We start from the raw sequence: 13,306 nt of genomic DNA on the forward strand, positions 1-13,306 counted from the left end.
GCGATGCCGGGGACGCGCGTCCCGCCTCCGGGCGTCAGAAATCGGCCGGCATATAGGCGTTGACTTCCATGCCGACGCAAACTTCGACGATACGAGGAGTCGTCCAGGTCATTTCGGTGTCCTCCAGGTTAAATTGCCTCTCTACGCGCTTCTAAGAAGTTCATAAGAGGCTTTTGAGAAGTTCGTAAGAAACATTCGCCACCACTCTTCGTGACGACGACAATATTAGTTTGATCACTCCGACGCTCAAGTCAAGAACAAGTCCAGAATTATTGTCGGTCGACCATATGCCAGAACTATTGCAGTGCAGCACATTTTAGCCCCGCACCGGAACGTGATCAGTCGGGATTGGGCTCGAACATGAAGCCGCGGCCGCGCACCGTGACGATGAGGTGCTCGCCGCCGGCCAGCACCTCGGCGAGCTTGTGCCTGATATAGCCGACATAGACGTCGACGACGTTGAGCGAGGCGCCGCCATGGCCGGCCCATAGCGCCGCGAAGATGTCGGCGCGGGCGAGCGGCTCGCCGGCGTGGCGCATGAGCAGGGCGAGCAGCTCCACCTCGCGCTCGGTCAGCCGCACGCGGGTGTCGCCCGCCTGCGCCTGGCGCAGGTGGAGATCGAGCGTGAGCGGCCCCGCGGTCAATACCCGCGGCTCCTCCTCGCCGCCGCTGCGGCGCATGGCCTGCACCTTCACGCGGGCGAGCAGCTCCTCGAAGGCGAAAGGCTTGACGATGTAGTCGTCGGCGCCGGCGAGAAGCCCCTCGGTGCGCTCGTTCACGCTGGAACGGGCGGAGAGCATGATGATCGGCGCGGTCTGGCCAGCCGTCCGCAGCGCCTTGCACACCTCGATGCCCGAGCGCCCCGGCAGCATCACGTCGAGGATGATCGCCTCCAACGCCTTGCCGCCCGCCGCCTTCAGCGCCTGGTCGCCGTCGCCCAGCAGCTCGACCTGATAGCCCTCCGAGGCGAAGCCGCGCCGCAGCAGGGAGCCGATATCGACATCGTCCTCGACGATCAGGATGGTCATCATGCGGGCTCCAGCGTGACATGCGGCAGAGAGGCGGGCAGTCGGATCGCGACGCAGGTGCCGGCGGCCTCGCGATCGGCGGCAGCCGGCGAGAGCGGCGGGGCGACCGGCGGCGGGAGCGGTGCCGATGCCTCCTGCTGCACGGACGCGTCGTCCGTGCTCTCGATCGCGATCGAGCCGCCATGCCGCTCGACGACCCATTTCGCAAGTGCGAGACCGATGCCGAAACCGCTCCCCTCCCCATTACCCCGCGCGCCGCGCCAGAAGCGTTCGAAGACGTGCGGCAGCTCGTCGCGGGGAATGCCCTCGCCGTGGTCGCGCACCCGCAGGACGATTTCGGTCCCCTCCAGCGCCGCCGCGAGTCGGATCCGCCCGCCGGCGGGCGAGTGCCGCACGGCATTGGCGACCAGCCCCTCGACCACCTGGCGGAGCCATTCGCGGTCGGCCTCGACGGCCAGCCCCTCGGCCGGGTCGCTCTCCAGCGTCAGCCGGCGGGCGGCGGCGAGCGGCCGCATGCTCTCCTCCACCTCGGCGAACAGGCCGGCGACCGGCACCAGCGTGCGCTCGAGCTCGATCTGCCCGGTCTCGGAGCGGGCGATGCGCAGCAGGTCCTCGACCCGCCGGTGCAGCCGGCGCGCGCGGGCCTGGATCACCAATAGGGAGGAGCGCAGGTCGTCGGGCCGGGGCGCCGCCTGGCGCAGCGTCACCTCGGCCTCGCCCAGGATGACGGTGAGCGGCGTGCGCAATTCATGGCTCACATCGGTGAAGAAGCGGCGGCGGGCCAGGTCGACGTCCTCCAGCCGCTGGTTGGCCCCGCGCAGCTCGGCGGTGCGCGCGTCGACGATCTCCTGCAGCCGCTGCTGGTCGGCGACAAGGCGCGCCTCGCGGCGGGCGAGCTGCATCGCCATGCGGTTGAACCGCGCCATGGCGAGGCTGAGCTCGTCATGGCCGGTCACCGTCACCCGCGTGTCGGTGCGGCCGCGCGCGATGTCGGAGGCCGCGGCCGCCACATCGGCCACGCGCCGGATCAGCGAGCGGCCGAGCCGGTGGTAGAGCAGCGCCGCCAGCAGCAGCGCGAGCACCACGCCGGCAATGCCCCAGCGCAGGGTGCGGGCGCGCAGATCGCGCACCGCCTCCTGCGCGGCCTGGGCGCTGGCGCGCTCCTCCTCGATCGCCTGGCCGAGCGGCGCGCCGAAACCGGCGGCGAAGACGTCGAGCGCGACGCGCACCCCGGTCGCGCGCTGCGGCGCGATCATCGCCGCCTTCACCCGCTGGTCGAGGATTTCGAACTGCGCCCGCAGCCGGGCGATGGTCCGGCTGCGGGCCGCCATCAGGGTGCGCTGCTCCTCGCCCGACAGCCGGGCCACGTCCTCGCCGAGCGTCGTCTCGAAGCGGCGGAACGCCTCGCGCGCCCGGTCGCCGGCGGCGGGCAGGCTGCCGAGCCCCTCCGGCGCCTGGGAGGCCTGCAGCGCCACCAGGGCGTAGTCGCCGATGCGGCCGGAAAGGCCGGAGAGCAGTTCAAGCCGGGTCTGGGCCGAAGCCAGCCGGTCGACCTCGCCATTGACGAGGCCCAGCACCGTCACCAGCGAGGCGGCGGAGGCGGCGGTCACCAGCACCGCGACCGCGAGCAGCAGCGCCATGCGCCCGCGCAGCGAAGACATCGGCCCGCGCAGCGAAGACGCGTGTCCGCTCAGCGAGGACGTCAGTCCGCGCAGCGAAGGCATGCGTGTCCGAAGCGACGAAAAGGATACGCGCAGCATGCAGGCGGCTTCCCGGATTCACGCCTTTTTTCGCGAAGAGACACGATGATTTCATGTCCGGCGAGGCAGCGCACGCTGCGGCGCAGCACGCGCCCGGCGCGGGTTTGCGACACCGGCGCCGGGTCTTTACCTCGCGCTTTCCGGGTTGGGCGCGTCAGCCCTGCACCGCCTTCTTGCCGTCGCTCACGAAGTCGAGGCACTCGTCATATTCCTTCTCGCCCAGCTCGCGCTCGGCGCCCTTGAGTGCCTTGTTGATCTTGTCCAGCGTGGTTTTGGGCGGGTTCTTGGCGGCCTCGGCCTTGAGCAGCGCGATGCCGGCCGCGCAGTCCTTGGCCTCGTCGGCCACCGCCGCGACCGTCAGGCCGAGGCCGAGCGCCACCGTCAGCAAGGCGCCGGATGTGGCGCTGCGTGCGAATCTTCCCATGATGTCCTCCCCGATTGCCGGTCGTCTGCGCCGGCTTGCGTCATGCGTGCGGAATTTGCGCGGGCGCGGCTATTTCACCGTCAGGGTGCCGTGCATGCCCTTGTCCTTGAGGCCGTCGATCCACCATTCGAAGGTGCCGGTGCGGATCGGCACGAATTCGAGCGCGATGGTGCCCGCATCGTCGAACTCGATGTGATGCGGTGCGCCATAAGGATGTATTTCGAGGTGATTGATGACGATCTGGTTCATCCAGATCATGCGGAAGAATTCCGGCGCCATGAACTTGTATTCCTTGCCGCCGTTCGACGTCACGTTGAGCCGGTAGGACTTGCCGCCCTCCATGGTGATGTCCTTCACGGAGACGGTGAAGTCGTTGCCGCTGGTGTCGCCGAGCACGATCTCCGGCAGGTCCTGCCGGCCCTTCGCCAGATCTCCGGCCAGCGCGCCGGAGCCGGCCGGCAGCCATGCGGCGGCGCCCCCGAGCAAGGCGGCGAGAATCAAGCCCGCGCAGAGGCGGCGGCCATGCCCGTCCCTCATAGGTTCCTCCTGACGTTGTTGTTCCTTGGCATCGGGGCGCCGGCCCGCCGTGCAAGGCGGGGACGATCCGAGCCGGGACATTTCCCGCCGGAGAGCCTATGAGCGGCTGTTCTTCCTGTCTAGAACATTGATTCTTATGAATATTTTATGATTTTGCCGGGCAGCGCCCGCGACCTGGCAGCGCCCGCAGCCCGGCGGCGGCGCGCCGCCGCCGGCCGGCGCGCATGGCACCGACCGACGGCAGCAGGCGGCGCAGAACCTCAGATGTCCTTGCCGGCGGCGCCCGGACGACCGCAGCGCCACTTGGTCACGTGCCATTTGGGATGGCTTTCCGACCATTCGGCAATCACGGGCTGGGCGCCCATCATGCACTGGGTAGGGAGAGACACCTGCTCGATGTTCAAGGACAACGCTTCTTCCTTGCACACGCCGGGCGAGGCAATCAGGCAGATAGACAGTATGAGCTCCATAGCTGGCCTCTTTGAGTGTGGACTGGCTACCTGAGCGTTCCCCCTTAGACGCCACGTAAGACAGCAAGCCTCGTGCCAGATACGCAGGACGGGCGCGTTCGTATTATATCCGCGCACGGATTTTCGTGCTCCCGCGCGTCCTCGGCCGCGCCGCGCCGGCATCGGCCGCGGAAAGGCGTGGCGGAACGCCGCGCGGCACGGCTCCGGCGGCACCGGTCAAGGATTGGGCGCGGCCCCGCCGACGCTGATTAAAGCCTGACCAGCGCCGCGAGGCGCGGCCGAGTGTCGCGAGCGGCCGCCCTCCCCGCCCGGCCGTGGCGGGACGCCGCCGGAAACCGGCGCAAAAGCAGCGATTCCAACGAAGATTCCCTTGCAGGAAGTCGAGAAGCGGCACTAGTCTCTCGACCGTGACGTGTCTGGTCGCGCTATCGGGCCAACCGGTTTGGTGTTTCAAACGCTGCAACAAAGATAGCCGGGACATCGGAGAGGGGCGCCCCGTCCCTCTCATGAGCAACCCCGATTTGGGAGGAATTAGATGGCCAAGATCAACAAGGTGATGATCGGTGAATCGCTGGTCGGCGATGGCAACGAAGTCGCTCATATCGACCTCATCATCGGCCCGCGCGGCAGCGCGGCGGAAAGTGCCTTCGTCAACGCCCTGACCAACAACAAGGACGGCTTCACCTCGCTGCTCGCGGTGGTGACCCCGAACCTGCTCGCCAAGCCCAACACCATCCTGTTCAACAAAGTGACCATCAAGGACGCCCGCCAGGCCGTCCAGATGTTCGGCCCGGCCCAGTATGCCGTCGCCAAGGCGGTCGTCGACAGCGTCGCCGACGGCACCATTCCCGAGGACGAGGCCGACGACCTGTTCATCTCGGTCGGCGTGTTCATCCACTGGGAAGCGGCCGACGACGCCAAGATCCAGCAGTTCAACTACGAGGCGACCAAGGAAGCCCTCAAGCGCGCCATCACCGGCGAGCCGAAGGTCAAGGACGTCGTCGCGCAGGTCGCCACCGCCAAGCATCCCTTCGCGGCTTAGATCGGAAGCAACCCTGAGCAGATAATCCCCCCGCCCGCGGTTCCTCTGCCGAAGGGCCTGCTCCAGCGGTTGGCGGCGATATTCCTCGATAAGTGAGGGAGTGGCGCGCCACTCCCGATGCTTGCGCAAGCTGAAGCGGCGCTGCCGCCTTCAGGACCGCCGACTCCCCGAGATCCGAGGCCCCCAGGCCTCGGATCTTTTTCATGAGGGGCCCGGCCGCACGCCTCGCATCTTTATTCATGGGGAGAGAGCCCGGCGGGTCAGCCGACCACGGCCCGGCGCAGTTCCTCGACGGCGGCGGCCGAGCGCCGCTCGATCGGGCCCAGCCCCACCGCGACATCGGCGACGATCCGGGCCGGCGCGCCGTCGAGCCGCACGATCCGGCTGCCCAGCTCGACCGCTTCCCGGCTGTCATGGGTGACGAACATGACGGTGGTCGGCCGGCGCTCCAGCAGCCGCCGCAACAGGTCGCGCAGCCGCGCCGCACCCGCCTCGTCGAGCGAGACGAAGGGCTCGTCCATCAGCAGCACCTCCGGCTCGATGGCGAAGGCGCGCGCCAGGGCCACCCGCCGCTGCTGGCCGAGCGACAGGCGCTCGGGATAGGCCAGCGCCTGCTCCTCCAGCCCGACCTCCCGCAGCATGGCCAGCGCCGTCCCCGCCGCCGCCTCGTCGCGCCCCAGCGGCAGCGCGACATTGTCGAGCACGGTGCGCCACGGCAGCAGCCGCGGGTTCTGGAACGCATAGGCGAGGCGGGGGCCATGTGGCGAGGCCGGCGAGGCTTTCGCCGGTTCGAAGGAGATCGTGCCGGCGAAATCGCGGTCGAGGCCGGCGACCATGTTGAGCAGCGTCGTCTTGCCGAGCCCGGACGGCGCGAGCAGCACGACGAAGGAGAACGGCGCCACGTCGAGCCGGAAATCCTCATAGATGAGCCGCGACGGCGCGCCGGCGGCCGCCGGGAAACGCTTCTCCCTGATGTCGATGCAGATGCCCGTCACCGGCGCCACCGGTTGGCGTGGCGCTCCCAGGGCTGGAGCAGGACCAGCTCGATCAGCTGCACGACAAGGGTGAAGGCCAGCGCATAGGCCAGCACCATGGCGACGTCGAACAGCTGGAACGCCGTCTGCAGCTCGAAGCCGACGCCGTTCGAGCGGCCGAGCAGCTCGACCACCAGCACGATCTTCCAGGTGAGCGCGAGGCCGGAGCGGGCGGCAGCGGCGAAGAAGGGCGCGAGCTGCGGCAGTACCACATGGCGCAGCGTGCGCGCCCGCCCGAAGCGGTAGACCAGCGCCATCTCGTCGAGCTCGCGCGACAGCGCGACGGTTCCCTCGCGCAGCATCACCGCCACGTTGGGGATCTTGTTGATGGCCACCGCGGTGATCGCCGCCGCCTCGGTGAGGCCGAACCAGACATAGCAGAGGATGATGATGACCAGCGCCGGCAGGTTCAGCAGCACGATGAGCCACGGGCCGAACACCCGGTCGAGCGCCTTCGAGCGGCCGAGCGCGATGCCGATGCCGGCGCCCACCACCATGGCGACGAGGAAGCTCGCGGCCACCCGGCCGAGGGTGATGAGGATGTTGCGCGGCAAGGCGCCGTCGGCGGAAGCGCGCAGCATCGCCTCCGCGACCCGCGCCGGGCCGGGCAGCAGCGGCGATGCCACCAGCATCGACGCCGCCTGCCAGGCGAGCGCGAGCAGCAGCAGCGACATGAGCGTCGTCGCCACGCGCGGCAGGGTCGCCATCCCGGCCCCCTGCCTCCGCGCGGGATCAGCCGCCGCGGTACCGCTGCGCACGAAGGCCATGGCGTCAGCCCCTGGACGGCGCGAACAGGCCGGCATCGAAGCCGGGCTTCGGCCCGACCAGCTCGGCGCCGCCGATCCGCGCCAGCACCTCGTAGAGCTTGGCGCAGGCGGCGACGCCGGCCGCGTCGAAGCTGCCGGGAATGCCGGCCCGGAAATAGTCCCGCAGCTTGCCGAACTCCGCCTCGTCCGCCGCCTGCATCAGCGGCCGAAGCCGCTCCCACGCGGCATCGGAGGTCGCGAGCACGCGGTTGGCGGCCGCAGCGGCGCGGAAGAAGGCGTCGAGCTGGGCGCCCTTCGCCTGCGCCACGCGCTCGCGCCAGACGAAGCCGACCAGCGGCGGCGGCGGCGCGATGCCGAGCCCGGCGACCACATCGCGCATGTCGAGCAGCCGCGAGAAGCCCTGCGCGTCGAGCCGGGCGGCGAAGGGCCAGAAGGTGAGCGCCGCATCGACCCGGCCGAGGGCGAGCTGCTGGGTGATCAGCGGCGGCGCGCCATAGACCGGCTCGGCGTCGCTGACGAGATCGAGCCCCGCCTTCTCCTGCGCATAGGCGCGCAGCAGCAGCCAGCTCTTGTCCAGCGCCCCGCCGGCGACGCCCAGCCGGCGCCCCTTGAGGTCGGCGATGCCGCGCACCGGCCCGTTCGAGGCCACCATCAACGCGCCCAGCGCATTGGAGAACGGCGCGAAGCGGAAATCCTCCCCGTCCTGCCGGCGGCGCATCGCCCACAGCCAGTCGCTGACGATCAGGTCGACATCGCCCGCCTGCAGCGCGACCGTGGTCGCCTGCCCGCCGGCAAAGTCGACGGTCTGCATGTCCAGGCCCTCGCGCGCGGCAAGCCCCTCGGCGCGGATCGTCTCGGTGAGCCAGTTGAGGGTGCCGAATTTCAGCGAGCCGATCCGCAGCGGTTCCGCAGCTGCCGCGCAAACGCCGCTCGGCGCCAGCGCCAGCAGCAGCGGCGCCGCCAGCACGCTACGGCGGCTCGGCCGGATGTCGCTCATGATGTGGTCCCGGCCCTTCATGGCGCCGCCTTTCCGGTGAGCGGCGGATCCAGCAGGCGGTTGCGCACGAGATAGGAAATGCCGCGCTGCCAGCTCTCGTCGGTGTTGTTGCGGATATCGGCGCTGCCGGCGCGCAGCACCTTGCCGGTCTCGACGTCGCGCAGCTGGAAGTTGATGTTGAGGATGAGGTCCGACACTTTCTGCACCAGCCCGATCACCTCGATATCGGCGCCGAGCGCGCGGGCGATCGGCAGCTCGCAGCTGTTGCAGTTGCGGAACGGCGTCGCCTCCTCGATCCGCGCCCGCTCCGGCGCGAGGTCGACGACATCGTAGCCGGCGGAGGCGAGGCTCCGGCGCAGGTCGAGGGTGATGAGGTCGAGCCGGTGCAGTTCCTCCGGCCGCACGCCGCCGGCCTGGCCGCTGGTGTCGAGCAGCTCGAACGCGAACACCGCCACCCGCGTCGCCGCGCCGGCAGCCGCCGCCCCCAGGAGCCAGAGCCCCGCGGCGAGCGCGGCCAGCCGTGCCGGCGCAACGGCCGACCCGCGGTGACGTCGTCCGGCGGCACGCGGCGGTGGACGGATCATGGGGCGGGCTCCGGTTCGGCGCTGTCTCATCGGCAGCGGATCATATCCCGGCGCCGGTGGGCGGCAAGACATCCCCTTCACATTTACGACAGATCGGCATTGAAATCCCCGATATACGATGAGAAAAGTCGGCGCTTATTAATTTCTTATGGAGCTTTAACTGTTGAAGACTTCAATTCGTTTGTTAGTCTTCTTTCCCAGATAACAAAAGGTCGGGCGCATCGACGCAGGGCCGGAATAATACGGGACGGACGCTCATGAGACGGATGGCCTGTGCCGCGACGGCCGCAGCCGTGCTGGCAATGGTCGGCATGCTGCTGCCCGCCGTGCTGCTGCCCGCCATGGCGCAGCAGAAATCCGCGCAGGAAGAGGCCCCCGCCCCGGTCGCGCCGAAGCCGGCATCGCCGGCCGCCGCCGCGCAGACCTTCCGCATCGGCCTCGTGCGCCAGATCCCGCCGCAGCCGCCATGGGTGGCGCCGCTGACCGCCCCGCCCGAGGATCTCGGCGTCGCCGGCGCCGAGCTCGGCCTGCGCGACGCGCTGGCCTCCGGCCGCTTCCTCAAGCTCGACTACAGGCTCGAAACCGAGATCGTGCCGACCGACGGCGATCCCCTGCCCGCGGCGCAGAAGCTCGCCGAGGCCGGCAACAGCTACATCCTGCTCGACGTCCCGGCCGAACAGCTGCTGCGGATCGCCGATGCGCTGAAGGACAGGGATGTGCTGATCATCAATGTCGGCGCCCCCGACGACCGGCTGCGCCAGGCCGACTGCCGCGCCAACGTGTTCCACGTCGCGCCGAACCGGGCCATGCTCACCGACGCGCTGGCGCAGTTCCTGATGAGCAAGCGCTGGCGCAACTGGTTCCTGATGATCGGCCGCACCGAGGGCGACGGGCTCTATGCCGAGGCGGTGCGCAACTCGGCGAAGAAATTCGGCGCGAAGATCGTCGCCGAGAAGGTCTGGGACTACGGCCCGGACGCCCGCGCCACCGCGCAATCGGAAGTCCCCCGCGCCACCCAGGTCGGCGAGTACGACATCCTCGTCGTCGCCGACGAGCTCGGCGAGTTCGGCGAGATCCTGCCCTACAACACCTGGCTCGCCCGGCCGATCGCCGGGACCCAGGGGCTGATGCCGCTCTCCTGGCATCCCACCATGGAGAACTGGGGCGCCTCGCAGCTGCAGAGCCGCTTCTTCAAGCAGAACAGGCGCATGATGCAGACGCTCGACTTCCAGACGTGGGAGGGGGTGTTCGCCATCGCCTCCGCCGGCATGAAGACCCGCTCCAGCGACGTGAAGGCGGTGCGCGCGCAGCTGCTCTCGCCGGAATACGACCTGCCGGTGTTCAAGGGCGTCGCCGCCAGTTTCCGCGACTGGGACCACCAGCTGCGCCAGCCGATCCTGCTCACCCACGCCACCAACACCGTCACGCTGTCGCCGCAGCAGGGCTACCTGCACCAGCGCACGCCGCTCGACACGATGGGCTTCGACAAGCCGGAGAGCCGCTGCACGTTCAAGTGACGGCATACCCCGCCCGCGCCCGACCGGCGAACCGACAAACCAGGAGGAGGAAACGATGACACGCCGTATCTTGCTGAGCGCCGGCCTCGCCGCGGTGGCGGGCCTGCTGGCAATGGGGGAGACCCGGCCGGCGCAGGCGCAGGTCCGCGCCTTCGTCTCGAACGAGCGCGACCATACGGTGAGCGTCGTCGACCTCGACAGCCTGAAGCTGGTGGAGACCATCAAGACCGGCCGCCGCCCGCGCGGCATCACCGCCAGCCCGGACGGCAAGCTCATCTATCTCTGCGCCTCCGACGACAACCGCGTCGAGGTCTATGATTCCAGCACCTACAAGCTGGTGAAGACGCTGCGCTCGGGCCCGGACCCGGAGCTGTTCGTGCTCGCCCCCTCCGGCAATCCGCTCTACGTCGCCAATGAGGACGACAACATGGTCACGGCGGTGAACGTCGAGAACAACGAGCTGGTGGCGGAGATCCCGGTCGGGGTGGAGCCGGAGGGCATGGGCATCAGCCCGGACGGGAAATACCTCGTCAACACCTCCGAGACCACCAACATGGCCCATGTCATCGACACCGCGACCAACGAGGTGATCGAGAACATCCTGGTCGATTCCCGCCCGCGCTACGCCCAGTTCAACCATGACGGCACGCAGCTCTGGGTGTCGGCGGAGGTGGGCGGCACGGTCGCGGTGATCGACCCCAGGGATGGCTGGAAGATCGTCAAGAAGATCGGCTTCAAGATCCCCGGCGTGAACAATGATTCCATCCAGCCGGTCGGCGTGCGCATCACCAAGGACGGCTCCAAGGCCTTCGTCGCGCTCGGGCCCGCCAACCGGGTCGCCGTCGTCGACACCAAGACGCTGGAGGTGGAAAAATACCTGCTGGTCGGCCAGCGCGTCTGGCAGCTCGCCTTCACGCCGGACGAGAAGCTGCTCATCTCCACCAACGGCAATTCCAACGACATTTCCATCATCGACGTCGCGAGCGAGAAGGTGAGCAAGTCGGTCGCGGTCGGGCGCTCGCCCTGGGGCGTGGTGGTGGTGCCGTGAGGCGGCGACGGCAGTCGTGGGACCGGATCGGATCCATCCGAATGCCTACCCCCGGAGCATCGTCATCCTGAGGTGCGAGCGCAGCGAGCCTCGAAGGATGCTCGCCTCGCGCAGCCGGATGCGTGTCCTGCGAGGCCCGGCCTTCGGCCGGGCACCTCAGGATGACGTTGATCCCGGAATCGAGGCTTTCGAAATGGTTCCAGGCGATCTCCTCGCGACCTCGGCCCTTGGCCGTCCTATCCTCCCCATCCCCGGCCCGACGCCGGGGATGCTAGTCTAGCGCCACGCACCCTTCCTCGACGGAATGCCGGATGCCGACCGACCTCACCACCATCGCCCCGCGAGAGACGCCCGCCGCCGGGGCGCCGCCCGCGCTCGCCGTCGCCGGCGTCACCCATCTCTTCGGTGCGCGCAAGGCGCTCGACGATGTCAGCCTCGACGTGCCGCGCGGCAGCTTCACCGCGCTGCTCGGGCCGAACGGCGCCGGCAAGACCACGCTGTTCTCGCTCATCACCCGGCTCTACGACAACCGGACGGGATCGATCCGGGTGCTCGGCCACGACGTGCGCCGCGAGCCGGCCGCCGCGCTCTCGCGGCTCGGCGTGGTGTTCCAGGCCCGCACGCTCGACCTCGACCTCACGGTGACGCAGAACCTCCTCTATCACGCGACGCTGCACGGCATCGGCTTTCGCCGGGGCAAGGCGCGCGCGCTGGAGGCGCTCGGCAGCGTCGGCCTCGCGGACCGGGCGGGCGACAAGGTGCGCCAGCTCTCCGGCGGCCAGATGCGCCGCGTCGAGATCGCCCGCGCGCTGATGCACCGGCCGGACCTGCTGCTGCTCGACGAGCCGACGGTGGGCCTCGATATCGGGTCGCGCGCCGCCCTCGTCGCCGAGGTGCGCCGGCTGGTCGTCCGCGAGGGCATCGGCGTGCTCTGGGCCACCCACATCATCGAGGAGATCGAGCCCGGCGACCGCATCGTCGTGCTGCATCGCGGCCGGGTGCGGGCGCAGGGGTCCTGCGGGGAGGTGCTCGCACAAACCGCCGCCGCCGACATCTCGCACGCCTTCCTGAAGCTGACGGCGGCGGATGGCGGCATGGAAGGTGCGGGATGACGAGAAACAACGGTCCGCTCGGTCATCGCCCTTCCCTGCTCCCCCGCCCCCACGGGGAGAGGGTCGCGGCGCGGGGGAATGCGGCGGCCGCCTCGGGTACGGGGAGAGGCGACGCCATGGCGGGGAAGGCCCGATGACCGATACGCCCGCCCCGTCCCGGCTGAAGCTGTCCGGCTACGCGATCTGCATGGCCGGCATATGCTGGCGCGAGGCGCTGCGCTTCGTGAACCAGCGCGGCCGCTTCCTCTCCGCCCTGGTGCGTCCGCTGGTATGGCTGTTCATCTTCGCCGCCGGCTTCCGCTCGGTGCTCGGCGTGTCGATCATCCCGCCTTACGAGACCTATATCCTCTACGAGGTCTATGTGGCGCCGGGGCTGGTGGCGATGATCCAGCTGTTCAACGGGCTGCAATCCTCGCTGTCCATGGTCTATGACCGCGAGGTCGGGGCGATGCGGATCCTGCTGGTGAGCCCGTATCCGCGCTGGTTCCTGCTGGTCTCCAAGCTGGTCGCCGGCATCGGGGTGTCGCTGCTCCAGGCCTATGCCTTCCTCGCCATCGCCTGGTTCTGGGAGGTGGAGCCCCCGCCCATCGGCTATCTCACGGTGCTGCCGGCGCTCATCCTGTCGGGGCTGATGCTGGGCGCGATGGGGCTGTTGATGTCGTCGCTGTTCCGGCAGCTGGAGAACTTCGCCAGCGTGATGAACTTCGTCATCTTCCCGATGTTCTTCACCTCCTCGGCGCTCTACCCGCTGTGGAAGGTGCAGGAGAGCAGCCTGCCGCTCTATTACATCTGCCTGTTCAATCCCTTCACCTATGCGGTGGAACTGATCCGCTTCGCGCTCTACGTCCAGTTCGACGCCTTCTCGGCGATGGTGGTGGCGGGCTGCGCGGCGGCATTCCTCATCGCCGCGATCATCGCCTATGATCCATCCGCCGGACTGATGGCCCGCCGCGGCGGGCCGGAGGCGGCCAAATGAAAACAACGCC

15 protein-coding genes are annotated in these 13,306 nt (G+C 69.1%); 5 read left to right on the forward strand and 10 right to left on the reverse strand.

Annotation, left to right across the window (positions count from 1 at the left end; translation table 11 throughout):
* Nucleotides 1–34 precede the first annotated feature (34 nt).
* The 6 genes from pqqA to AC1RU4_RS15300 all read right to left on the reverse strand — a co-directional run bounded on the left by pqqA (nt 35) and on the right by AC1RU4_RS15300 (nt 4,219).
* Entirely contained in the window at nt 35–112 is a 78-nt protein-coding gene (gene pqqA / locus AC1RU4_RS15275) for a pyrroloquinoline quinone precursor peptide PqqA (protein WP_492892061.1), read from the reverse strand.
* A 226-nt stretch (nt 113–338) separates the two neighbouring features.
* Entirely contained in the window at nt 339–1,028 is a 690-nt protein-coding gene (locus tag AC1RU4_RS15280) for a response regulator transcription factor (protein WP_492892062.1), read from the reverse strand.
* Nucleotides 1,028–2,752, reverse strand: a complete 1,725-nt coding sequence (locus AC1RU4_RS15285) for a sensor histidine kinase (RefSeq protein ID WP_492891952.1) — start codon at nt 2,750–2,752, stop codon at nt 1,028–1,030. Before AC1RU4_RS15285 ends, AC1RU4_RS15280 begins: the two co-directional genes overlap by 1 nt.
* Nucleotides 2,753–2,942: 190 nt before the next feature.
* Nucleotides 2,943–3,212 carry a histidine kinase gene (locus tag AC1RU4_RS15290; protein ID WP_492891953.1) on the reverse strand — a complete coding sequence of 90 codons (270 nt, stop codon included), beginning with the start codon at nt 3,210–3,212 and terminating at the stop codon, nt 2,943–2,945.
* Nucleotides 3,213–3,281: 69 nt separating this feature from the next.
* Complete coding sequence (locus AC1RU4_RS15295) at nt 3,282–3,749, reverse strand: cupredoxin domain-containing protein (RefSeq protein WP_492891954.1); 468 nt, start codon at nt 3,747–3,749, stop codon at nt 3,282–3,284.
* Nucleotides 3,750–4,009: 260 nt separating this feature from the next.
* Nucleotides 4,010–4,219 carry a hypothetical protein gene (locus AC1RU4_RS15300; RefSeq protein WP_492891955.1) on the reverse strand — a complete coding sequence of 70 codons (210 nt, stop codon included), beginning with the start codon at nt 4,217–4,219 and terminating at the stop codon, nt 4,010–4,012.
* A 535-nt stretch (nt 4,220–4,754) separates the two neighbouring features.
* Between AC1RU4_RS15300 and fae the strand changes: the two genes are divergently transcribed.
* Complete coding sequence (fae, locus tag AC1RU4_RS15305; protein WP_492891956.1) at nt 4,755–5,261, forward strand: formaldehyde-activating enzyme; 507 nt, start codon at nt 4,755–4,757, stop codon at nt 5,259–5,261.
* Nucleotides 5,262–5,521: 260 nt separating this feature from the next.
* On the opposite strand, the gene AC1RU4_RS15310 is transcribed toward fae, so the two are convergent.
* From AC1RU4_RS15310 to AC1RU4_RS15325, 4 genes are all read right to left on the reverse strand, one after another.
* Nucleotides 5,522–6,265, reverse strand: a complete 744-nt coding sequence (locus AC1RU4_RS15310; RefSeq protein ID WP_492891957.1) for an ABC transporter ATP-binding protein — start codon at nt 6,263–6,265, stop codon at nt 5,522–5,524.
* Nucleotides 6,253–7,002 (reverse strand): ABC transporter permease, encoded by a 750-nt coding sequence (locus tag AC1RU4_RS15315; protein ID WP_492891958.1) that lies wholly within the window; start codon nt 7,000–7,002, stop codon nt 6,253–6,255. Before AC1RU4_RS15315 ends, AC1RU4_RS15310 begins: the two co-directional genes overlap by 13 nt.
* A gap of 64 nt (nt 7,003–7,066) precedes the next feature.
* Entirely contained in the window at nt 7,067–8,080 is a 1,014-nt protein-coding gene (locus tag AC1RU4_RS15320) for an ABC transporter substrate-binding protein (protein ID WP_492891959.1), read from the reverse strand.
* Nucleotides 8,077–8,643, reverse strand: a complete 567-nt coding sequence (locus AC1RU4_RS15325; RefSeq protein ID WP_492891960.1) for a DUF3280 domain-containing protein — start codon at nt 8,641–8,643, stop codon at nt 8,077–8,079. The genes AC1RU4_RS15320 and AC1RU4_RS15325 overlap by 4 nt, the downstream gene beginning before the upstream one ends.
* A gap of 257 nt (nt 8,644–8,900) precedes the next feature.
* Here AC1RU4_RS15325 and AC1RU4_RS15330 point away from each other — a divergent pair, with 257 nt between their 5' ends.
* From AC1RU4_RS15330 to AC1RU4_RS15345, 4 genes are all read left to right on the forward strand, one after another.
* On the forward strand, nt 8,901–10,160 hold the full coding sequence (locus tag AC1RU4_RS15330) for an ABC transporter substrate-binding protein (protein WP_492891961.1): 1,260 nt from the start codon (nt 8,901–8,903) through the stop codon (nt 10,158–10,160).
* A gap of 55 nt (nt 10,161–10,215) precedes the next feature.
* Nucleotides 10,216–11,208, forward strand: coding sequence for a PQQ-dependent catabolism-associated beta-propeller protein (locus AC1RU4_RS15335; protein ID WP_492891962.1), 993 nt, complete (start codon nt 10,216–10,218; stop codon nt 11,206–11,208).
* 311 nt (nt 11,209–11,519) lie between these two features.
* Nucleotides 11,520–12,320, forward strand: a complete 801-nt coding sequence (locus AC1RU4_RS15340) for an ABC transporter ATP-binding protein (protein ID WP_492891964.1) — start codon at nt 11,520–11,522, stop codon at nt 12,318–12,320.
* 133 nt (nt 12,321–12,453) lie between these two features.
* Nucleotides 12,454–13,296 carry an ABC transporter permease gene (locus AC1RU4_RS15345; protein ID WP_492891966.1) on the forward strand — a complete coding sequence of 281 codons (843 nt, stop codon included), beginning with the start codon at nt 12,454–12,456 and terminating at the stop codon, nt 13,294–13,296.
* Nucleotides 13,297–13,306: the final 10 nt, after the last annotated feature.

The sequence above is a fragment of the Ancylobacter sp. GW821-FHT10E12 genome (assembly GCF_058809335.1).

Bases quoted from the DNA above. Each gene is read 5' to 3' on its own strand.
- AC1RU4_RS15285 (WP_492891952.1), bottom strand. From the start codon at position 2,752: ATGCCTTCGCTGCGCGGACTGACGTCCTCGCTGAGCGGACACGCGTCT.
- AC1RU4_RS15340 (WP_492891964.1), top strand. From the start codon at position 11,520: ATGCCGACCGACCTCACCACCATCGCCCCGCGAGAGACGCCCGCCGCC.
- AC1RU4_RS15295 (WP_492891954.1), bottom strand. From the start codon at position 3,749: ATGAGGGACGGGCATGGCCGCCGCCTCTGCGCGGGCTTGATTCTCGCC.
- AC1RU4_RS15300 (WP_492891955.1), bottom strand. From the start codon at position 4,219: ATGGAGCTCATACTGTCTATCTGCCTGATTGCCTCGCCCGGCGTGTGC.
- pqqA (WP_492892061.1), bottom strand. From the start codon at position 112: ATGACCTGGACGACTCCTCGTATCGTCGAAGTTTGCGTCGGCATGGAA.
- AC1RU4_RS15325 (WP_492891960.1), bottom strand. From the start codon at position 8,643: ATGATCCGTCCACCGCCGCGTGCCGCCGGACGACGTCACCGCGGGTCG.
- AC1RU4_RS15345 (WP_492891966.1), top strand. From the start codon at position 12,454: ATGACCGATACGCCCGCCCCGTCCCGGCTGAAGCTGTCCGGCTACGCG.
- AC1RU4_RS15315 (WP_492891958.1), bottom strand. From the start codon at position 7,002: ATGGCGACCCTGCCGCGCGTGGCGACGACGCTCATGTCGCTGCTGCTG.
- AC1RU4_RS15280 (WP_492892062.1), bottom strand. From the start codon at position 1,028: ATGACCATCCTGATCGTCGAGGACGATGTCGATATCGGCTCCCTGCTG.
- AC1RU4_RS15320 (WP_492891959.1), bottom strand. From the start codon at position 8,080: ATGAAGGGCCGGGACCACATCATGAGCGACATCCGGCCGAGCCGCCGT.
- AC1RU4_RS15335 (WP_492891962.1), top strand. From the start codon at position 10,216: ATGACACGCCGTATCTTGCTGAGCGCCGGCCTCGCCGCGGTGGCGGGC.
- fae (WP_492891956.1), top strand. From the start codon at position 4,755: ATGGCCAAGATCAACAAGGTGATGATCGGTGAATCGCTGGTCGGCGAT.
- AC1RU4_RS15290 (WP_492891953.1), bottom strand. From the start codon at position 3,212: ATGGGAAGATTCGCACGCAGCGCCACATCCGGCGCCTTGCTGACGGTG.
- AC1RU4_RS15330 (WP_492891961.1), top strand. From the start codon at position 8,901: ATGAGACGGATGGCCTGTGCCGCGACGGCCGCAGCCGTGCTGGCAATG.